At 72.1% G+C, this 18,623-nt stretch carries 19 protein-coding genes; 8 read left to right on the top strand and 11 right to left on the bottom strand.

Features of this window, described 5'->3' with window-relative positions:
- Window positions 1-114 precede the first annotated feature (114 nt).
- On the top strand, window positions 115-789 hold the full coding sequence (locus K7C98_RS21095; RefSeq protein ID WP_224193508.1) for a ubiquinone biosynthesis protein COQ4: 675 nt from the start codon (window positions 115-117) through the stop codon (window positions 787-789).
- 25 nt (window positions 790-814) lie between these two features.
- Here the strand turns inward: K7C98_RS21095 and K7C98_RS21100 are convergent, their stop codons facing one another.
- Window positions 815-2,371, bottom strand: coding sequence for an ankyrin repeat domain-containing protein (locus tag K7C98_RS21100; RefSeq protein WP_224193509.1), 1,557 nt, complete (start codon window positions 2,369-2,371; stop codon window positions 815-817).
- 204 nt (window positions 2,372-2,575) lie between these two features.
- Window positions 2,576-3,271, bottom strand: coding sequence for an ATP-binding protein (locus K7C98_RS21105; protein WP_224193510.1), 696 nt, complete (start codon window positions 3,269-3,271; stop codon window positions 2,576-2,578).
- Between the two features lie 218 nt (window positions 3,272-3,489).
- Between K7C98_RS21105 and K7C98_RS21110 the strand changes: the two genes are divergently transcribed.
- Window positions 3,490-4,182, top strand: coding sequence for a hypothetical protein (locus K7C98_RS21110; RefSeq protein ID WP_224193511.1), 693 nt, complete (start codon window positions 3,490-3,492; stop codon window positions 4,180-4,182).
- A 9-nt stretch (window positions 4,183-4,191) separates the two neighbouring features.
- Here the strand turns inward: K7C98_RS21110 and K7C98_RS21115 are convergent, their stop codons facing one another.
- Window positions 4,192-5,283: an NAD-dependent epimerase/dehydratase family protein gene (locus tag K7C98_RS21115; RefSeq protein WP_224193512.1), complete on the bottom strand. Its 1,092-nt coding sequence runs from the start codon at window positions 5,281-5,283 to the stop codon at window positions 4,192-4,194.
- A gap of 117 nt (window positions 5,284-5,400) precedes the next feature.
- Window positions 5,401-5,628 carry a hypothetical protein gene (locus K7C98_RS21120; RefSeq protein WP_224193513.1) on the bottom strand — a complete coding sequence of 76 codons (228 nt, stop codon included), beginning with the start codon at window positions 5,626-5,628 and terminating at the stop codon, window positions 5,401-5,403.
- Window positions 5,629-5,787: 159 nt separating this feature from the next.
- Here K7C98_RS21120 and K7C98_RS21125 point away from each other — a divergent pair, with 159 nt between their 5' ends.
- Window positions 5,788-6,540: a hypothetical protein gene (locus tag K7C98_RS21125; protein WP_224193514.1), complete on the top strand. Its 753-nt coding sequence runs from the start codon at window positions 5,788-5,790 to the stop codon at window positions 6,538-6,540.
- Between the two features lie 30 nt (window positions 6,541-6,570).
- On the opposite strand, the gene K7C98_RS21130 is transcribed toward K7C98_RS21125, so the two are convergent.
- Complete coding sequence (locus tag K7C98_RS21130; RefSeq protein ID WP_224193515.1) at window positions 6,571-7,317, bottom strand: glutathione S-transferase; 747 nt, start codon at window positions 7,315-7,317, stop codon at window positions 6,571-6,573.
- 9 nt (window positions 7,318-7,326) lie between these two features.
- Window positions 7,327-8,319 carry an LLM class flavin-dependent oxidoreductase gene (locus tag K7C98_RS21135; RefSeq protein ID WP_224193516.1) on the bottom strand — a complete coding sequence of 331 codons (993 nt, stop codon included), beginning with the start codon at window positions 8,317-8,319 and terminating at the stop codon, window positions 7,327-7,329.
- Between the two features lie 110 nt (window positions 8,320-8,429).
- Between K7C98_RS21135 and K7C98_RS21140 the strand changes: the two genes are divergently transcribed.
- From K7C98_RS21140 to K7C98_RS21155, 4 genes are all read left to right on the top strand, one after another.
- Complete coding sequence (locus K7C98_RS21140; protein ID WP_224193517.1) at window positions 8,430-9,473, top strand: NAD(P)H-dependent flavin oxidoreductase; 1,044 nt, start codon at window positions 8,430-8,432, stop codon at window positions 9,471-9,473.
- A 447-nt stretch (window positions 9,474-9,920) separates the two neighbouring features.
- Window positions 9,921-10,439 carry a hypothetical protein gene (locus tag K7C98_RS21145; RefSeq protein WP_224193518.1) on the top strand — a complete coding sequence of 173 codons (519 nt, stop codon included), beginning with the start codon at window positions 9,921-9,923 and terminating at the stop codon, window positions 10,437-10,439.
- A 25-nt stretch (window positions 10,440-10,464) separates the two neighbouring features.
- Window positions 10,465-11,355: an STAS domain-containing protein gene (locus tag K7C98_RS44935; protein WP_224193519.1), complete on the top strand. Its 891-nt coding sequence runs from the start codon at window positions 10,465-10,467 to the stop codon at window positions 11,353-11,355.
- Between the two features lie 82 nt (window positions 11,356-11,437).
- On the top strand, window positions 11,438-12,289 hold the full coding sequence (locus tag K7C98_RS21155; protein ID WP_224193520.1) for a sterol desaturase family protein: 852 nt from the start codon (window positions 11,438-11,440) through the stop codon (window positions 12,287-12,289).
- Between the two features lie 10 nt (window positions 12,290-12,299).
- Here the strand turns inward: K7C98_RS21155 and K7C98_RS21160 are convergent, their stop codons facing one another.
- From K7C98_RS21160 to K7C98_RS21170, 3 genes are all read right to left on the bottom strand, one after another.
- Window positions 12,300-13,580: an RNA polymerase sigma factor gene (locus K7C98_RS21160; RefSeq protein WP_224193521.1), complete on the bottom strand. Its 1,281-nt coding sequence runs from the start codon at window positions 13,578-13,580 to the stop codon at window positions 12,300-12,302.
- Window positions 13,581-13,712: 132 nt separating this feature from the next.
- Window positions 13,713-14,486: a hypothetical protein gene (locus K7C98_RS21165; protein ID WP_224193522.1), complete on the bottom strand. Its 774-nt coding sequence runs from the start codon at window positions 14,484-14,486 to the stop codon at window positions 13,713-13,715.
- 263 nt (window positions 14,487-14,749) lie between these two features.
- On the bottom strand, window positions 14,750-15,481 hold the full coding sequence (locus K7C98_RS21170; RefSeq protein WP_224193523.1) for a hypothetical protein: 732 nt from the start codon (window positions 15,479-15,481) through the stop codon (window positions 14,750-14,752).
- Window positions 15,482-15,746: 265 nt separating this feature from the next.
- On the opposite strand from K7C98_RS21170, the gene K7C98_RS21175 reads away from it, so the two are divergent.
- Window positions 15,747-16,421: an HAD family hydrolase gene (locus K7C98_RS21175; protein ID WP_224193524.1), complete on the top strand. Its 675-nt coding sequence runs from the start codon at window positions 15,747-15,749 to the stop codon at window positions 16,419-16,421.
- 7 nt (window positions 16,422-16,428) lie between these two features.
- On the opposite strand, the gene K7C98_RS21180 is transcribed toward K7C98_RS21175, so the two are convergent.
- Entirely contained in the window at window positions 16,429-17,778 is a 1,350-nt protein-coding gene (locus K7C98_RS21180) for a hypothetical protein (RefSeq protein ID WP_224193525.1), read from the bottom strand.
- 188 nt (window positions 17,779-17,966) lie between these two features.
- Window positions 17,967-18,551, bottom strand: coding sequence for a hypothetical protein (locus tag K7C98_RS21185; RefSeq protein ID WP_224193526.1), 585 nt, complete (start codon window positions 18,549-18,551; stop codon window positions 17,967-17,969).
- Between the last annotated feature and the right edge of the window lie 72 nt (window positions 18,552-18,623).

Below are 18,623 nucleotides of genomic sequence, written 5' to 3' on the forward strand. Positions count from 1 at the left end.
TCTGGTCAGTTAGTCAATATTGGTCTGGAGCCCGCCGGAGGAGCGGTTCGGAGCCGATGTCGGCGCGAGATCGCGCCCGCTCCGGCGCCCGCGCGGGTTCGAGGAGCCACGAAGATGAAGTGGAGCGAGATGCGCGAGATCAATCGCTTGCACCGCGAGGGCAAGTCGCTCGGCGATGTGGCGGCGCTGAAGTTCGCGGTGCTGGCCGGGCCGCGGCACACCGGCAACGATCGACTGCACACGCTGCCGACGCCGTGCCTCGAGGTCGACATGGCCGAGCTGCGGGCGCTGCCGGAGGGCACGGTCGGCCGCGAGTTCGCGCGCCAGCTCGACAGCAAGGGGCTGGAGCCGCTGGTGATCAGCGACGAGATGAAGGCGCGCCTGTCCGACAACCCGCTGGCGCTGCGCTACACGACCACGCACGACCTCGTGCACGTGCTGACCGGCTTCCCGACCACGCCCGCGGGCGAGATCGGGGTGTTCGCGTTCATGATCGGGCAGGGGTTCGGGTCGAGCGCGGCGATGCTGTGGTCGAGCGCGCTGATCTACTCGGTGCTCATGCCCTTGCACATCCCGGGGGTGTGGCACAACGTCCGCGTCGGCCTGCGCATGGCGAAGGAGGCCGAGCCGATGCTCGAGGCGCCGCTCGAGGAGCTGCTGGCAGTGCCGCTGGCGGAGGCGCGCGCGCGGCTCGGGCTGCGCCCCGCGACGATCGCCGCGATCGCGCCGGGGCGCGACAGCCTGCTGGCCAACTGGATCCTGGCGAAGCAGGCCAAGGCCGCGGCGTAACCACGCGCCGCTGCCGGGGCCAGCGTCAGCCGGCCGCGAGGCCTTCGAGGAAGGCCTGGACTTCCTTGCGGCGCTTCGACCGGGCGTGGGCCGCGGCGGTCTTGCCCTTGCCGTCGACGGCGTCGGCGCGGGCGCCGGCGGCGAGCAGCCGCTTCACGAGGGCCATGCTGCCGAACGCGGCGGCCTTCATCAGCGGCGTCTCGTCGGCGAAGGGGACGTTGGGGTCGGCGCCGGCCTCGAGCAGGCTCTCGAGCATCGACAGGTAGTCGGCCTCGGGGGCGTGGTCGGAGAAGTTCGCGCCGTAGAGCATGTACGCGATGATGCTCTCGGGCGCGCCGTGCCTCTCGATCAGCGGGATGGCGCCGCGCTCGAGCAGGAGCGCGACGCTCTCCGCGGCGGCGGCGCTCATGGCGTAGCCGAGGATCCGCCCGCCGGAGGGCCCGCAGGCGTTGGCGTCGACGCCGGCGTCGAGGAAGGCCCTGACGACGTCGGTGTGCTTCTTCTGCATTGCCGGGATGATGAGCGGCTCGTCGTACTGGTTGCGGAGGTCGAGGAGCGACTTGTCGGCGGCGAGCAGGCGAGCGACCGTGGCCCCGTCGCCGGCCTCGACGGCGGCGAACAGCTCCTCCTGCGTCTCGGTGCCCCGGGGGCGCAGCTTCCGGTGCTCGAGGAAGCCGTTGTCGTCGAAGGCGAGCGAGCCCTCCTCGAGCGCGTTGCGATAGTTGACGAGGTACATGCTCAGGTTCTCGTCGAGGGGGCCGAGCGGGCCCTCGGTCTTCTCCCACTTGATGATCTGGCCCCTGGTTCCACCGGGGCCGGGATCGATGTCGGCGCAGATCAGGTTGCCGCCGCCGTCCTCGGCGAGAGGGATGAAGCCGCGGCTCCACCAGACGAAGCGGATCGCGTCCTGATCGTCGGCGAGCGCGCGCGGCTCAGCGTCCTCGAACGCGCCCTCGTCGACGAGCTCGTTGAGGCCCTGCCAGCGGCTGCGGGCGAGCGAGAGGTCGAGCAAGGTGTACTCGAGGAAGGAGCGGCCGGGATGGGCGAAGCCGTTGCCGAAGTGCACGCGCAGGCCGTCCTCGAACGCTTCGCCGTACTCGTCCTCCCAGCGGGCGAGCGCAGCGCTTTGGTCCCTGCGTTCCTGCGGCGGCTCGGGGCGGTAGTTCTCGGTGTCGTTGTCGGCGAACCAGGCGTCGATGAATTTCCAGTGGTCGGCGGCGATCTCGGCGAGCGCGTCGAGGTGATCGTAGCCGCCCGACGCCTGCTTCTTGGCGGTCTTCTTGGCGGGCTTCTTCTTGGCGGCGGGCTTCTTGGCCGCGGCTTTCTTGGCGGGCTTCTTGGTCGCGGTCTTCTTGGTCGCGGTCTTCTTGGTCGCGGTCTTCTTGGCGGTCTTCTTGGTCGCGGTCTTCTTGGCGGTCTTCTTGGTCGCGCTCTTCTTCGCGGGCGACGCCTTCGCGGCTTTCCTGGCGGTCGCCTCCGCCGGTCGCCCCCTGGCGGCGGCTTTCTTGGCGGTCTTCCTGGCGGCGGTCTTCTTGGCGGCGGCTCGCTTGGCCGACGCCTTCGTGACGGACGGCTTCTTCATCGAATCTCCCGAGTACGCGGTGCGGTGAATGGATCGACGCCGAGCGGCAGACCGGTGCGATGCGACCTCGGCACGTTTCTACGTACGCGATGAGCCGCGGGGATGACAAGCCCGCTGCGCTCGCATCGACGGTGCAGGTCGTCGCGGTGCGTCCGTGTCCCGGGAATCCTGTCGGGCGCCTCCCGATGGCGGCAGGCCGCTGTGTCAGTTCGCGGCGCCGGATCGATCGACGAGGGCGAGGTCGAGGAAGGCGTGGCCGTGGCGCTCGTACACGGCGCCGGTGCGCAGGGTCAGCGGGCGCGCGAAGCCGGGGAGGTCGGTGACGAGGGTGTGGAACTCGCCGTTCTCGCCGCACGGGTCGGCGCCCTCGGGCAAGTCGGCGAGCAGGTCGAGGTCGAAGGCGCGGCCGAGGAAGCCGGCCGACAGGCGCGCGAGGTCGACGGCGACGAGGGTCGCCCGCAGGCCGCCGGCGATCATCGTCCGCGCCAGCGCGCCGGTGTCCTCGCCCCACAGCGGGAAGGCAGGGCGCAGACCTGTCCCTCGGAGCATGTCCTCTCGGTAAGCCCGGATGTCGGCCAGGAACAGGTCGCCGAAGGCGATCGCGTCGACCCCCTCGGCGCGGGCGCGTTCGACGACCGCGCCCATCTTCGCGGCGTAGATCGGGTTGGGGCACGGGTCGGGCAGCTGGGTCTCCCACAGCGGGAGACCGAGCGCGTCGGCCTGGGCGAGCAACGCGGCCCGCGGCGTGCGGTGCATGACCACGCGCTCGTCGTCCTCGCGGGTGGTGGTGAGCAGGCCGACGAGCTCGACGGAAGGATCGCGCGTGAGCACGACGGACGCCCAGGCGGAGTCCTTGCCGCCGCTCCAGGCGAGGAGGGTTCGGGCGCGCGTGCGCGTCATGGCCGGGATTCGTAGCAGAAGATCGCGGGCGCGCGGTCGTGCCCGCGCGGAGGCGACGAGCGGCGAGGTCAACCGAGCGACCCGGGACGCGCCCCGACGAGCGCCGCCGGCGCGGCGGGCCGCGGTGAACGGCGGGCGCGAGCGGTCGAGCGAACGCGGCGGTGCGGTGCCGCGTGCGCGTGCCCAATCGGGGCCCGGCTGCTAGCCTCGGGAGGTCGATGCGTGCGCTCGCAGGATCGGACCGGCTCGCCCCGGAGCCCTACCGCAGCTTCGTGGAGACGGCGCTCGAGCAGGCGCTCCGCGAGGGCGTGCCGGCGTGGGCGGAGCGCGGGCCGCGGGACGAGATCTGGGGGGCGACCCGCGTCGCTGCGCTGTTCGCCGTGCTGTTCCCCGCGGGGGCGGTGGGGATGGCGTTCGCGCCGCAGCTGCTGGTCCTGCTGCTGCTCGGCAACGTGATCGCGATGGTGCACCACGCGAGCGAGCGCGAGGTCGCCGAGGTCCGCTGGCTCCGCCGCCGGATCGCCCGTTACCCGCTGCCGGTCGGGGCGCTGGCGGCCTGGGTGAAGCGCGGCACGCTGTGGCCGGGGCGCGTCGAGCTGGTGCTGCGCCGGCGGAGCGAGCACGTGGAGGCCGCGGTGCTGCTGGTCGAGCCCGATGCGCGCCTGTCCTGGTCGGGGCCGACGCGGTTGCGCGTCGAGGTGCCGTGGTCGCATCACGGCCGCGATCATCTGCGCTTCGATCGCCTGATCCAGTTCGTCGCCACCCACCGCGCCGAGCTGAAGCTCGAGCGCGTGGTGCTGCTGCCGCCGGAGGCAGCTGTCCCCAAGGACATGGACGGCGCCGCGCCGGGCCGGCCGGCGACGGGGCCCGCCGAGCCGCGGAGACCCACGCTGCCCTCCGGTCCCTGGTGAGCGCGGTCGTCAGCCGCGCGCGCGCCAGTCGGCCAGCGCCCGGGCCTCCTGCTCGGGCTTGATGGCGAACGCGGGCGCGTCGCGGCGCTCGGCGGGGACGCTCGGCCACCAGGCGAGGGTGTCGCGCACGGTGTCGGCGAGCGGGCGGAACCGCAGGCCGGCGGCCACGGCCCGGTCGTTGCGGACCGACATGTGGCCGAGGTCGTTGCCCTTCAACATGACCCATGGGACAGCATCGACGATTTCGTGGGCCTCGAGGAACGCGTAGTCGTCGACCCACACCAGGCGCGCGGCGGGGTTGACGGCCGCACGGGCGGCCTCGAGGAATTGCGGCATGGTCAGCGGCTCGCGCGGGCCGGCGACGTTGTAGACGCCGCTGCGCCCGTCCTCGAGCAGCTTCAGCATGAACTCGGCGAGGTCGCGGACGTCGACGAGCTGGACCGGGTCGTCGCGGCGGCCGGGGGCGAGGACGTCGCCGCCGCGCTGCAGTCGTACCGGCCAGTACGGGAAGCGATCGGTGGTGTCGCCGGGGCCGACGATGTAGGTCGGGCGGACGACGAGGCCGCGCTCGCCGAAGGTCTGCAGGACCTCGCGCTCGCAGCGGGCCTTGGCCACGCCGTAGGCCTCGGAGCCGTCCTCCGGATCGGTGGGGTCGAGCCGCACGGGCCACGACTCGTCGGCGCCGCGCTGCAAATAGGGGTAGTAGACGCCGGTCGAGGAGGTGAAGAGATAACGCCCGACCTGGTCCTTGAGCAATTGCGTCGACTGCTCGACCCAAGCCGGGCGAGTGGCGGAGTCGTCGACGACGACGTCCCAGCGCTTGCCGGCGAGCGCGCCCAGCTGGCCGTCGCGGTCGCCCACGAGCCGCACGACGCCGTCCGGCAGCTCGGCCTGGCGGCGCCCGCGGGTGAAGATCGTGACGCGATGGCCGCGCGCGACGGCGTGGCGCACGAGGTGCGGTCCGATGAATCCGGTGCCGCCGAGGACCAGCAGCTCGAGCGGGCGCGCCGGCGAACCGGGCGGGACGGCGCGCGCCCGTGAATTGCATGCAGTGGCGGACAGGGCCGCGGCGAGCGCGAGGAAGCGACGGCGGGTGGGCATGGGGATCGACGAGCGATCGTAGGAGATGGGCCGCGCGCGACCAAGCTGCACGCAGCCGGCGGTCGAGGATGGCGGCGGCGCGACGGACGACGGGCATGCCCTGAAGGACAGGCGCGATCAGCGGTAGGCGTCGCGCGGGACGACGCCGGTGGTCGGGTGAATGACGGGAGGGACACCCTCGGGGGCCGAGGGCCACTGCAGCTCGTAGACGGCGCCGGGCTCGAGGATGGCCTCGAACAGGTCGAACTGGCCGTCGACGAGGATCGCGCTGCGCCGGCTGCCCAGCGATTTCTGCAGCTGTTTCAGACGCGCGATGGCGTCGAGGGTGGCTCCGCCCCAGACCATTCGCCCAGGATAACCGAGGCTCGCCGGCCCGGGTAGCGGCGGGCGGCTGCGGGCAATTCCGCCCGGGTGCGGTCACGACGGGACGTCCGATCGCGGGGGGAGTTCCCGGGTTGGTGCGCGCGTCGGCGGCTGCCAAACTGCGAGAATCGAGGGCATGACATGATGATTCGTATCTGTGGCACCACGTTGACAGCTCTGTTGTTCGCGGCCTGCGGGCTCGAGAAGAACGACAGCGATTCCGACACCGACGACGGCCCGACCTCCGGGCCGAGCTCGACCGAGGAGGGAGGCTCCGACTCGACTGTGGGCGGGCCGGGCGAACCGACGACCACGGTGGACGAGCCGACGACGACGCCGCTGACGATGACGAGCGGGGAGCCCGAGCCGGCGACGGCAGGCGACACGACCACGAGCGGCGACATCCCCGGCAGCGTGTGCGCCGAACACTGCGCCACGCTCGGCGCCTGCTTCGGAGAGACGCCCGCCGAGATCGCGGCGTGCACCTCGGACTGCAACCAGGGGCTCGGGGAGCTCGAGGAGCCGTGTCACTCGGCGACGGTGGCGGCGATGGCGTGTCAGTCGAGTTTGACCTGCCAGCAGATCGACGAGATCGAGGCGGGCGTGGAGGGGCCGTGCCTCGACGAGATGATGGCGCAGCAGGAGGTGTGTGGCTTCGGCAACGAGTGCGGGTTCGGCAGCGGCGGCGACTTCGAGGGCACCGAGTGCTTTTACATGCGCCAGTGCACCGGCGAGCCCAAGCTCGAGATGAAGTGCACGACGGAGGTGTGCGAGTGCTTCTCGGACGACGTGAAGTTCGGCGAGTGCGCGCCCCAGGACGCGTGCGCCGACCTCGAGACGGTGCACGAGAAGGCGCTGTCGTGCTGCGGGATCGAGGGCGGCGCCGTCCCGTAGCTGAAGAGGCCGCGACGATCGTGGTTGGCCTCAGGCGGGGTCGAGCTCGGGGTAGTGGCGGAAGATGCCGTACTCGTTGAACGCCTGGCGCCGCGGCGAGGCCAGGTAGGCGGCGAGCCGCGGGCGAGCGGCGACGCGGTCGCGCAGGCCGAGCAGCTCCGGCGTGGCGGCGCTGGCCCGCGCGAACGCCCGCGGGAACGCGTACTCGAGGCCGAGCAGGGCCTGCAGCAGCGAGAGATCGGCGTGGCAGCAGGCGTCGCCGAGCAGCCACGGGCCGCCGCTGCGCCGGAGGACGCGCTCGAAGTAGCCGAGGAACTTGGGCAGCCGCTCGTCGCGGAAGGCGGCGGCGCGCAGCTTGGCCGCCGGCTTCTGATCCTCGTAGTACTGACTGACGGCGATGGGATGGTGCGTGTCGTGGACCTCGGCGACGAGGTCGGTGACCGTGAGCTGCAGCTGCATGGCCTCGGCGCGGCCGCCATCTGTCCCCGGGGCCAGGTCGTGGCGCTCGCCGAGGAAGCGGCAGATGTTGGCGGTCTGGGCGATCACCAGCTCGCCGACGCGGAGGATCGGCGGGGCGAACGCGGGCAGGCCGGGCAACGACTCGAGCGCGCGCACGACCGCCTGCTCGCCGCCGCCGTCCTCGACCGGGCGGCGGGCGACGTCGAGGTAGGGCACGCCGGCGTCCTCGCACACGAGGCGCACGAATTCGCCGCGCCCCGGGATACCTGGCCAATAGTACAGCTCGTAGTGATCGGCGGCGCTGCTCGGCGTGTGCATGGGGGCCCTTTACCGCAGTCGGTCGCGGATCTCGGCGGCGATCTCGTAGGAGCGCAGGCGGGCGACCGGGTCGAAGATCTGCGAGGTGATGATGAGCTCATCGGCGCCGGTGCGGGCGAGGAAGCCCTCGATCCCGGCCTGCACGGTCGCCGCGGCGCCGATGAACGAGCACGACAGCACCTCGTCGAGGATCGCGCGCTCGTGCGGGGCCAGGCGAGCGTCGTAGTCGTCGATCGGCGGCGGCAGGAGGCCCGGCCGGCCGGTGCGCAGCGAGACGAACATCTGCTGCAACGAGCTGAGCAGGCGCCGCGCCTCGGCGTCGGTGTCGGCGGCGATGACGTTGGCGGCGACCATGAGGTGCGGCCTGGCCAGGCGATCGGACGGGCGGAAGTGGTGGCGGTAGACGTCGATCGCCCGCATCAGCGCGGCCGGGGCGAAGTGCGAGGCGAAGGCGTACGGGAGGCCGAGCATGCCGGCGAGCTGGGCCCCGTAGAGGCTCGAGCCGAGCAGCCAGACCTCGATGTCGGCGCCGGCGCCCGGGACGGCCTGGACGGCCTGGCCGGGCGCCGCAGGGCGGAAGTAGGCCATGAGCTCGGCGACGTCGTCGGGGAAGTTGTCGACGTCGCCGGCGAGGTTGCGCCGCAGGGCGCGAGCGGTGCGCATGTCGGTGCCCGGGGCGCGGCCGAGGCCGAGGTCGATGCGGCCGGGGAACAATGCGTCGAGCGTGCCGAACTGCTCGGCGATGATCAGCGGGGCATGGTTGGGCAACATGATGCCGCCGGCGCCGACGCGGATCGTGCTGGTGCCGGCGCCGACGTGGGCGATGACCACCGCGGTCGCGGCGCTGGCGATGCCCGGCATGTTGTGATGCTCGGCGAGCCAGAACCGGCGGTAGCCGAGCTTCTCGGCGTGCTGGGCGAGTTCGAGCGTGCTGCGCAGGGCCTGGCCGGCGTCGGTGCCCTGGGCGATCGGTGCGAGGTCGAGGACGGAGAACGGGACCACCGGCTCACCTTACGCGATGTGCCGGCGCGAGGCCCGAATCGAACGGGGTGCCATGAAAACGGGAGAGTTCGCCGTGGGCGAGCGCCCGAGGGTGGTGCATGCTGTCGGCAATGACGAGAGACGTACGGACGAGCGCGCTGGTGACGAGATGGCCGATCATTCAGGCGCCGATGGCCGGCGGCGTCGACACGCCGGAGCTGGCCGCAGCGGTGTCGAACGCGGGCGGGCTCGGGTCGCTCGGCTGCGCGTACATGACGGCGAGCGAGATCGAGGCGGCGGCGGCGAAGTTGCGGACGCTGACGGGCGGCCTGTTCGCGCTCAACCTGTTCGTCCGCGCCGATGCGCCCGACGATCCGGCCGCGGCGGCGCGCGTGTCGCCGATCCTGAGCGCGTTCCGGCGCGAGCTCGGGCTGGCCGAAGCGCCGCCGCCGGGCCGCGCGGCGCCGTCGTTCGAGGCGCAGCTCGAGGCGGTGCTGCGGATCCGACCGGCCGTGTTCAGCTTCACGTTCGGGGCGCCGACGCGGGAGCAGGTCCTGGCCCTGCACGCGCGCTCGATCGCGGTGATCGGGACGGCGACGACGGTCGAGGAGGCGGAGCTGCTGGTGGCGCTCGGGGTCGACGCCGTGTGCGCGCAGGGGGCCGAGGCGGGCGGTCATCGCGGGACGTTCATCGGCGATTTCGCGGACGCGCTGATCGGGACGATCACGCTGGTGCCGCAGATCGCTGCGCGCGTGCGCGTGCCGGTGATCGCGGCCGGCGGGATCATGGACGGTCGCGCGATCCGGGCGATGCTCGGCAACGGCGCGGCGGCGGTGCAGCTGGGCACCGCGTTCATGGCCTGCCCGGAGGCGGCGACCAGCGCGACGCACCGCGCGGCCCTGGCGACGGCGTATCGCACGGTGGTGACGCGGGCGTTCAGCGGGCGCTGCGCTCGCGGCATTCGCAACCGCTTCAGCGACGCGTTCGCGGCGGTCGAGGCGGCCCCGTTCCCGCAGCAGCAGAGCGCGACGCGGGACCTCCGCGCGGCCGCGGCTGCGCAGGGCCGGGCCGACCTCATGCAAATGTGGGCAGGGCAGGGGGCGCCGATGATCCGCGCGCTGCCGGCGGCGGCGCTGGTCGAATTGCTGGTGCGCGAGGCGGGCCTCGAATCGTGAGACCGTGAGCGGTGGATCGCCGGCGAGCCGAATCAGGCATGCGAATCGTGAGACTGTGAGCGGTGGAGCACGTGGGGCGAGATCGAGGCGGCGTCGCGGCGCTGGGTGTGGCGTTGGAGTACACGCGACCACGCGGCACCGGCAGCGGCGGTAGAACGAGTTCTGGCGCGGATCGTGATGGCCGGCGATACCGTCAAGCACGCGGATCGCTGTCGTCTGCGGGCTCCCCTGAAGGTGCATCAGGGGAAGTATGCTGGGCGGCCCGTCCGCCGACTCCGGTCAATTGAAGATGGCTACATCGCCGCTCGCGATGTCACCGCAGGCCGGCGACCTGGACAGCCGGGCGCGGGCCGCGGTATACGGCCAAGGATCGTGCGCGGCGTCCGAACCTCGTTTCGCCGGGTACGCCGGAATTTCGGCAGGGGCGCGCCGAGGGGCGGAGGACGCATGCGACACAGCAAGACGAAGGGTGAATACAACGGCGCCGCCCTCTATTCCTTCCTGCTCGGATTGGGTCACTCCGAGGCGCTGGTGCAGAAGGTGCTGCGCGACGCCGGGGTCGATCGCATCGACCCCGACCGCTGGTACGAGATCAACTGGGCGATGGACGTGTACTTCGCGATCCTCGAGAAGATCGGGCGCGGGGCGATGATCGCCGTCGGCAAGAAGATGATCGAGACGGCCCCGTTCCCGCCGGGCCTCGACGACGTGAAGAGCCTGCTGATGGGGCTCGACGCGGCCTATCGCATGAACGCGCGGGCGGGCGACCTCGGCAGCATCACCTGCGCGTTCGATGACGACCACAGCGCGACGCTGGTGTGGACGACGCTCGGTCCGTGTCCGCTCAACATCGGCATCATCGAGGGCTGCTGCTCGCGCGTGGGGGCGCCGGCGCTGGTCGAACACGGCGCCGGCGGCTGCATGGACGAGGGCGGGACGTCGTGCACGTATCTGGTCAGCTTCTAGCGGCGGGCGGACGATGAGCGGGCACGTGCACTGGATCGAACGCGAGGCCCCGGGCCTGACGACGGCCCTGGCGGAGCGCCTGGGTCGCCGCGCGGGGAGCATCTTCAACGCCATGGGGGCGACGGCCTGCGAGGCGGTCGCGGGCCGCATGATCGCGGCGCTGGCCGCCGACCTGCGCGCGGGCAAGGACACGGCCGGCCGCGAGGCGATGCTGGGGCTGATCCAGCAACACGCGGGAGCAGGCCTCGGCTACGCCGATCTGCGCAACCTGGCGACGACGCTGCGCGCGCTGGTGCTGGCGTCGCTGGCGGCCGCTCCGGAGGTCGAGGCGGCGGAGCGCCAGCGCGTCGACGACTGGCTGTTCCAATTGGTGCTGGTCGGCGCGATGCGCTTCGTCGCCCACCGCGAGCAGGTGTTCCAGGAGCAGGCGGCGCAGCTCGAGGTGCGCCAGCTCGAGTCGCAGCTCGAGGAGCTGAAGGCGGCGTACGACGAGAAGACGCACCTGCTCGAGACGATCCGCCAGGCGTCGACCCCGATCGCGCCGGTCTACCCGGGCATCCTGGCGCTGCCGCTGGTCGGGATGTTCGACGCGCAGCGCGCCCAGCTGCTGACCGAACGGCTGCTGCAGGCGATCACCGATGCGCGCGCCAGCGTGGTGATCCTCGACATCTCCGGCGTGCCGGTGTTCGACACCGAGGCGGCGCAGCTGATCCTCCGCACCGCCGGGGCGGTCAGGCTGCTCGGCACGGAGATGATCCTGGTCGGAGTGTCGCCCGCGATCGCGCAGACGATCGTCGGGCTCGGCGTCGACCTGGCTGGGCTGAAGACCCTGAGCTCGTTGCAGGACGGGCTGGCGCACGCGCTGGCGCTGCGCCGGCTGCAGATCGCGCCGATGGCGGCGAGCGGCAAGCGCTGAGGCGGTCGGGCGTCCGGGGGCCCGGCGACCCGGGGGAGACCCCTGGACAACGGGGCGTCGATCTTCTCCACTGGCGGCGACGATGCCCCGCCTGACCGACCTGCTCCGCCCCGCCGCCGACGCGGCCGTGTTCTCTCCGCATGGCCGCGGCTTCGCGGGCGCGGTCGACCGCGCGGTGGTGGTGATGGCGACGGTGGCGGGGATCGCCTGTCCTTACGGACCTGTCCTTTGGTACAAGTCGATGCTCGTGGCGTTCGCGGCGATCGGCGGCCTGGTGCTGCTCGGCGCCGGGGCGGCGACGATCGCGGCGATGTTCCGCGGGGCGCGGATCCAGGGCCCGCGGCGGCGCTCGGCGCTGGTCGGTCGCAGCGCCGGCGACACGGCGCTGGCGGCCTGGATCGCGGCCTGCTTCGCCGCCTGGCCGATCGCGCGCGCCGAGGCGGGCGAGCCGATCGGCCTGGTGTGGTCGCTGGCCGAGGCCGGCGGGCTGTCGGCGGTGATCTGGCAGACGCTGCTCGGGGTGCTGGTGCTCGACGCGTGGCTGTACTGGAAGCACCGCCTGCTGCACACGCGGTTGCTGTTCCCGTTCCACCGCGGCCACCACGTGTACCGCGATCCGACGCCGTTCGCCGGGTTCGCCGTCGGGCCGGTCGAATCGCTGCTGACGTTCTGGCCGATCCTGCTGGTGGCGTTCCCGTGGGCGACCCACTTCGGGCCGACCTACGTCGCGCTGGTGGGCGGGTTCGTGCTGCTCAACTACTACCTCCATTGCGGGGTGACGTACGCGGCGCTCGAGGCGACGCTGCCGCGCCTGTTCGTCAACACGTCGGCGTTCCACAACCGCCACCACGCCAACGCCGAGGTCAACTTCGGCGAGGCGCTGACGCTGTGGGACCACATCTGCCGCACGCGCGCCGAGGACCGCCGCAAGTAGCGGCGCAGTGTCACGGCTTCTCGCCGGCGAGGGCGCGGTCGCAGGCAGCGACGCGCTCGCGCAGGAGGACGCGCTCGCGCTCGTTGCGGGTCAGCGAGGCGGCGCGCTCGAGCTCGACGCGGGCCTCGGCGAAGCGCCCGAGCTTGAACAGCAGGTCGCCGCGCACGCCGGGCAACAGGTGATAGCGGGCGAGGGCGGGCTCGGAGACGAGGGCGTCGACGATCTTCAGGCCGGCGGCCGGACCCTCGGCCATGGCGACGGCGACGGCGCGGTTGAGCTCGACGACGGGCGAGGGCGAGAGCTGATAGAGGGCGGCGTAGAGGGCGGCGATCCGCGACCAGTCGGTGGCCTCGGGGGTGAGCGCGCGGGCGTGGCAGGCCGCGATCGCGGCCTGCAAGGCGTAGGGGCCGCGCGCGCCGCCGAGGGCGTCGATCCGCTCGAGCGCGGCGAGGCCGCGACGGATCAGCAACCTGTCCCAGAGAGCACGGTTCTGATCGTTGAGGAGGACCGGCTGGCCCCCGGGGCCGACGCGGGCGCGCGCGCGTGAGGCCTGGATCTCCATCAGCGCGACGAGGCCGTGGACCTCGGACTCGCCGGGCATGAGCTCGGCGACGATCCGGCCGAGGCGCAGGGCCTCCTCGCACAGCGCGGGGCGCATCCAGTCGTCGCCCGAGGTGGCCGAGTAGCCCTCGTTGAAGATCAGGTAGATGACCTCGAGCACCGAGGACAGGCGCGCGGCCAGATCGGGGCCGCGCGGCACCTCGAACGGCACGCCCTCGTCGGCGAGCGTCCGCTTGGCCCGCACGATCCGCTGGGCGATGGTCGGCTCGGGCACGAGGTAGGCGCGGGCGATCTCGGCGGTGGTGAGGCCGCCGAGCAGGCGCAGGGTCAGCGCGACGCGGGCCTCGCTCGACAGCGCCGGGTGACACGAGGTGAACACGAGGCGCAGCAGGTCGTCGCCGACGTCGTCGTCGAGCGCGGCGTCGAGGGCGGCTGCGGCGGTCTCCTGACGGGCGTCGATGGCCTCGCCGATCTCGGCGTGCTTGCGGCCGTGCCGCTCGAGGCGGCGCAGGTGATCGATGGCGCGGTGCTTGGCGGTGGCCATCAACCACGCGCCGGGATTGTCGGGCACGCCGGTGATCGGCCACTTCTCGAGGGCGATGACGAGGGCGTCCTGGGCCAGCTCCTCGGCGACGCCGAGGTCGCGCACGTATCGCGTGAGGCCGGCGATGAGCTTCGCGGACTCCAGCCGCCAGACAGCGTGGATGGCGCGGTGGGCGTCGGGGGGCACGGGAAGGGACTAGACCAACTCCGCGGGCCGGCGCAAGAGCGCGCGCGCCGACCCGCCGGACTTCGCGGCGAGCATGCGACTGCAACTTTGCAAGTGATGCGGCGCCGCGGGTGATCGCGACGAATGCGCCTGTCAGGGCATCCCGGCCGCCGGGCCGCGGCGGAGCACCGCGAACGCGAGGTCGGAGGCGAACGGGTCGACCATGCCGACGACGGCGTGGCGGATGTCGAGGACCCAGGTGTGCCCGTCGGCGGTCAGGGTCGACCAGCGCTCGTGCGGGACGGCGACGGTCTGACCGGCGTGCGTGAATGCGATCTGGGCGTCGCCTTGTTCGCAGCCGGGCTGGAGCTCGACGGTGAAGGGGGCGACGACCTCGGCGACGAATTCCTCGGCCCAGCCCTCGGAGCTCTGCGAGCCGCCGCCGGCGACGGCGAGCACGAGGCCGTCGTTGTCGGTCAGGCGCAGCCAGGAGTCGGGCTGATCCTCGAAGGCGTTGACGCGGCGGAAGGAGAGCTCGACGGGGTCGCCGACGGCGAGGTCGATGGCGAGGTCGACGGCCTCGAGGTCGATGACGTCGGTCGAGGGGCCGAGGTCCGGGTATTCGCAGTCGAGGATCAGCTCGAGCGCCTCGGCGGTGACGCCGAGGGCGTTGACGATGCAGGAGGCGCTGCGCTCCGTGACGCACACCTCCAAGTCGCACGACGGGCCGGGGACGCCCCATTCGACCTCGAATTGGGCCCTGGCGCCGGTCGGCAGGTCGCAGCCGGAGACGCCGCCCTCGCTGGTGCCCGCGGTCGGTTCGTCGGGGCCGGTGTCGGTGCCGGCCGTGGTGTCGGTGGTGTCGGTGGTGTCGGTGTCGCCGGCCTTGCCGGGAGCGCAGGCGCCGAGGACGGCGAGGAGGAGCACAGGACGTACGTAGTTGATGTAGACAGGCATAAGGAAGAGGCCGAGCTTAGGCGGCGCGGGCGTGGCTCCGCAAGACCGCGGCGATCGGTGGTGTCATCCCGTGCCCTGTGATTCATCCGTGATGCCGAGTTGAGGGGTCTTGCGGCCCCTCCGCGTCGTCGGCGACCCGTTGGCGGCGCAAGTAGAGGTCGCGCGGATCGAGCGGCGCGGCGAGGATGAACAGGTTGCCGGGCACACCGGCGAGCGGTCGGTCGCGCTGCCGGTCACGCCTTGGCGTCGGCGTCGCCCTCGCGGATCATTCGCAGGAAGGACTTGATGCCGGCGATGATCTCGCGGTTGTCGGTCAGGCGATCGAGGCTGTCCTCGAACTTGCGGGCGAGGGCGCCGATCTTCTGCTCGAGCTCGACGCGCTGGCGGTCGGTGCGGGCGGTCAGCTGGTCGTGCTCCTCGCGCAGCTTCTTCAGCTCCTCCGCGAGCTTGTCGACGGCGGCCTCGTGCTGGGCGACCTGGCCGCGCAGCTTCATGACGTCGTCGCGCGGGTAGCGGGTGTCCTCGGCGAGCGCCTCGAGGCGCCGGCGGACCTGCTGGATCGAGGCCATCGCCGGGCGCACGAGGCAGGACAGCAGGTAGAAGCCGGCGAACGGGTAGCCGAGGTCGCTGTCGGTGAGCAGGGCGAGCGCCAGGGCGACGCCGGCGGAGACGATGTGGATCGTCAGGCTGGTCATCAGGGTCCAGCGCTTGACCCGCTCGGCGAACGCGAGCTGCTCGTCGGTGACCTTGATGCCGGCGTCCCGCGAGCGCCGCATCTCCGCCAGCACCTCGCGCGCCCGGAAGTGCAGGTTCCACGGCAAGGTGATCAGGACGACGAGCCAGATCATCGCCGCGCCGGCCGCTCCCCAGGTCAGCAGCGTGCCCGGCGGCACGCCGCTCCACACGGCGACGCCGAGCGCGGCGAGGTAGGCGACGATGAGCAGCGCGAGCCCGGAGCCTTGCATGCGGCGAGCATAGCCGGGCTCGCCGCTGCCAGGCGGCGCGGCGTGCTGGGCTGGGAGCGGTGCGAGGGCGGACACGCGCGTCCGCGACGGGGCGTCGGCGGGCTTGAGGACGCGCGGGGCGTCGCGGTCGCGCGCGCCGCAGGGACGAGCGGGCGACCGCGTGCGGGCGCTCGAGCGGGCCCTTGCGAATGGTCGCGGCCCCGCGGGCGAGCGGCGCTGTCGTGCGCGCGGTCCGGCGCGTATCCTCCCGCGGCGAGGTGAGGGCATGAACTCCGGCGAGCACACGGTCTTCCTGATCGACGTCGACAACACGCTGCTCGACAACGACGCGGTCCAGGCCGACCTGTGCGCCCACCTCGATCGCTCGCTCGGGGCCTGCAACTGCCGCGAGTACTTCGCGGTGCTCGAGGAGCTGCGCGCGGAGCTCGGCTACGTCGATTACCTGGGGACGCTGCAGCGCTACCGCGCGCGTCACGTCGACGACCAGTCGCTGCTGGCGGTGTCGCACTTCTTGCTCGACTATCCGTTCCCCACGCGCCTGTTCGCGGGCGTGCTCGAGCTGCTGGCCGGGCTGCGCCGGCGCGGCGAGGTGGTGATCCTGTCCGACGGCGACGTGGTGTTTCAGCCGCACAAGATCCGCCGCAGCGGGCTGTGGGAGGCGGTCGACGGGCGCGTGCTCATCTATGTCCACAAGGAGCTGCGCCTCGACGACGTGGCGCGCCGCCACCCGGCCGACCACTACGTGCTGATCGACGACAAGCTGCGGATCTTGAGCGCGTGCAAGCAGGCGTGGGGCGAGCGCCTGACGACGGTGTGGGTCCGCCAGGGGCACTACGCGCGCACGCCGGGCCACACGGAGGGGCTCCCGGCGCCGGACGTGGCGGTGGAGGCGATCGCGGAGGTCCTCGACGGGCTGCCCGGGGCCTCGACGGTCCGTTGAACCGTCCTCAGGGGGCCGGCCACGGCACGAGCTGCGGGTCGGGCCAGCGGAACGGGTTGCCCTCGGCGTCGGCGTCGGCGAAGTGCGTGGTGCAGCCCTGGATGTTGCCGGGCTGGTCGAGCAGGGTCCAGAACGAGCCGCAGACCTGCTCGGAGATGAAGGCGCGGCACTCCTCCATGCTGTGCCCGCCGATCTCGGGGTCCGTGTAATAGTCGCGCACGAATTCCCACGCCAATTGTTGCAGGTCGCCGGCCGGCTCGGCGGCGACGCCTTGCGGCACCGGGGCGCCGACGGGCGAGCCGCGGAACACGGCGGCGTGGGTGACGAGCGCGGCGTAGTAGACGCCCAGCGGGGTCAAATGGACGTTGTCGTTGAAGATCAGGTCCATCTTCTGATTCACCGTACCGCTGATGCCCGCGACCTCGTCGGCGAGCGCCGCCTCGACCAGGCGGACGAGGGCGGCGCCGACCGGCAGTGTGGTGATTCGGTCGGGCCGGCCGTCGGCCTCGAGCGTGTGATTGACCTTGGCGGCCACGCACTCCCAGGCGAACAGGGCGTTCTTCTCGTGGGTGATCCACGCCTCGGGGGCGCTCTTGTCGATGTCGAGCCAGCTGTGATAGAGGAGCGTCTGCCCGGCCGGATTGCCGTCGATGAGGCGATCGTGGTAGTGCCGCAGCAGGCCGGTGGTGTCCTCCCACTGGATCGTGCCGAGGACGTCGTGCCGCTCGGTGATCACGAGGGTGTCGTACAGCTCGCCCGGGCCGAGGGTCTGCGGCGCGGCGAGCTCGGCGATGACGTCCATGTCGCTGCCGTCGCGGTTCTTGCCGGTCCTGTAGCCGGGCCAGTCGAGGTTGTCCCAGCCGCCGCCGAGCGTGCGCACGCGGATCGGCGAACCGATGCCGATCTGCTGGTTGTAATCGAGGTCGACCCCGAGGCCGGCGGCGATCTCGAGCATGTGATCGGCGAGCGGGTTGTCGGTCAGGCTGTGCCCCGAGATGAAGACGCGCGCGTACTGCCGCTCGCTCCAGCCCGGGTCGACCGGCGGATCGCCGGTGGTGTCGTCGGGGCCGGTGCTGGTGCCCGGATCGGTGGTGGCAGCGGTGGGGTCGACGCCGGTGCTCCCGGTGGGGTCGACGGCGCCGGTGGTCGGAGCGCCGGTGGTGTCGTCGGTGCTCGAGCCGACGGTGGCCTCGCTGCTGCCGGTCGGGTCGCCGCCGGTGGGCGCGTTGCCGGTGGGATCGCCGGTCGAGCCGGTGGTGTCGCCGGCTCCGTCGCCGGGGCAAGCCGCGAGCGTCGTGCACACGGCGAGGCCGAGGATCCGCAGGCGCGGGTGAACAGGGACCGTAGGAGAAGACATGCCGGCGACGCTAGCGGAACCGGCCGCCGGTTGGCAATCGCTGCGCCTGTCACGATCATTCCCGATCTCGTGGACGGGTGATGATCGTCGCGCTGCTCACAATCGAGCCGGCGCATCACGGCGCGCGGGCGAATGGGTATTCCATGCGACGCGGGGCGGCGGCGTCCGCAGAGGCGGTGGGCGCGGGATCACCAGCACGAGCGCGGCTCGAAGCGCACGGCGAAGTTGTTGCCGTAGTCGCTGTCCCATTCGCCGCCGGCCTCGGCCGCGAGCTCGATGTCCCACGCGTTGAGCCCGCCGAGGCCGTCGAAGGCCCAGTAGAACAGGTGCTGCTCGACGGCAGTGGGCTCGCTGCACAGCCACTTGCCGCTCTGGTACGGATCGAAGGTCACGTCGTCGCAGTAGTCCGGCGCGTGCGGGCCGTTGGGGCACCAGTAACAGCCGCGGGGGCCGGAGTCGAGCAGCACGTAGGCGTCGTCGTGGGCGCCCGGAAAGGCCTCGAGCATCGCGTCGTGGCCGTTGAGCGCGACGTAGAGGTTGATCTCGTCGTCGGCGTGGTCGTCGCGCAGGTAGCCGTCGTAGGCGATCGTGAGCTTGTAGTGCTGATCCCACGGATCGACGAAGTCGCGGATCACCTCGAACGGCCCGGAGTAGAGGGTCTCGGTGAGGCTGCACATGTCGTAGTCCGGCGGGTAGTTGGAGGCCTGCGCGGAGGTCGAGGCGAGGCCGAGCGCGAGGGTGCAGAGGATGAATGCAGACGAGCGGGCTTTCATGCGGCACGGACCTTACACGCGGCGGGGCGCAGGTCCAGCCCGAGTCGTGGCGCGGGGCAATGGGGGCAGCGT

Source organism: Nannocystis pusilla (assembly GCF_020073745.1).
Classification (GTDB): domain Bacteria; phylum Myxococcota_A; class Polyangia; order Nannocystales; family Nannocystaceae; genus Nannocystis; species Nannocystis radixulma.

Bases quoted from the DNA above. Each gene is read 5' to 3' on its own strand.
- K7C98_RS21110 (WP_224193511.1), top strand. From the start codon at position 3,490: ATGCGTGCGCTCGCAGGATCGGACCGGCTCGCCCCGGAGCCCTACCGC.
- K7C98_RS21095 (WP_224193508.1), top strand. From the start codon at position 115: ATGAAGTGGAGCGAGATGCGCGAGATCAATCGCTTGCACCGCGAGGGC.
- K7C98_RS21120 (WP_224193513.1), bottom strand. From the start codon at position 5,628: ATGGTCTGGGGCGGAGCCACCCTCGACGCCATCGCGCGTCTGAAACAG.
- K7C98_RS21100 (WP_224193509.1), bottom strand. From the start codon at position 2,371: ATGAAGAAGCCGTCCGTCACGAAGGCGTCGGCCAAGCGAGCCGCCGCC.
- K7C98_RS21175 (WP_224193524.1), top strand. From the start codon at position 15,747: ATGAACTCCGGCGAGCACACGGTCTTCCTGATCGACGTCGACAACACG.
- K7C98_RS21180 (WP_224193525.1), bottom strand. From the start codon at position 17,778: ATGTCTTCTCCTACGGTCCCTGTTCACCCGCGCCTGCGGATCCTCGGC.
- K7C98_RS21145 (WP_224193518.1), top strand. From the start codon at position 9,921: ATGCGACACAGCAAGACGAAGGGTGAATACAACGGCGCCGCCCTCTAT.
- K7C98_RS21130 (WP_224193515.1), bottom strand. From the start codon at position 7,317: ATGCACACGCCGAGCAGCGCCGCCGATCACTACGAGCTGTACTATTGG.
- K7C98_RS21170 (WP_224193523.1), bottom strand. From the start codon at position 15,481: ATGCAAGGCTCCGGGCTCGCGCTGCTCATCGTCGCCTACCTCGCCGCG.
- K7C98_RS21155 (WP_224193520.1), top strand. From the start codon at position 11,438: ATGCCCCGCCTGACCGACCTGCTCCGCCCCGCCGCCGACGCGGCCGTG.
- K7C98_RS21140 (WP_224193517.1), top strand. From the start codon at position 8,430: ATGACGAGAGACGTACGGACGAGCGCGCTGGTGACGAGATGGCCGATC.
- K7C98_RS21125 (WP_224193514.1), top strand. From the start codon at position 5,788: ATGATGATTCGTATCTGTGGCACCACGTTGACAGCTCTGTTGTTCGCG.
- K7C98_RS21105 (WP_224193510.1), bottom strand. From the start codon at position 3,271: ATGACGCGCACGCGCGCCCGAACCCTCCTCGCCTGGAGCGGCGGCAAG.
- K7C98_RS21185 (WP_224193526.1), bottom strand. From the start codon at position 18,551: ATGAAAGCCCGCTCGTCTGCATTCATCCTCTGCACCCTCGCGCTCGGC.
- K7C98_RS21115 (WP_224193512.1), bottom strand. From the start codon at position 5,283: ATGCCCACCCGCCGTCGCTTCCTCGCGCTCGCCGCGGCCCTGTCCGCC.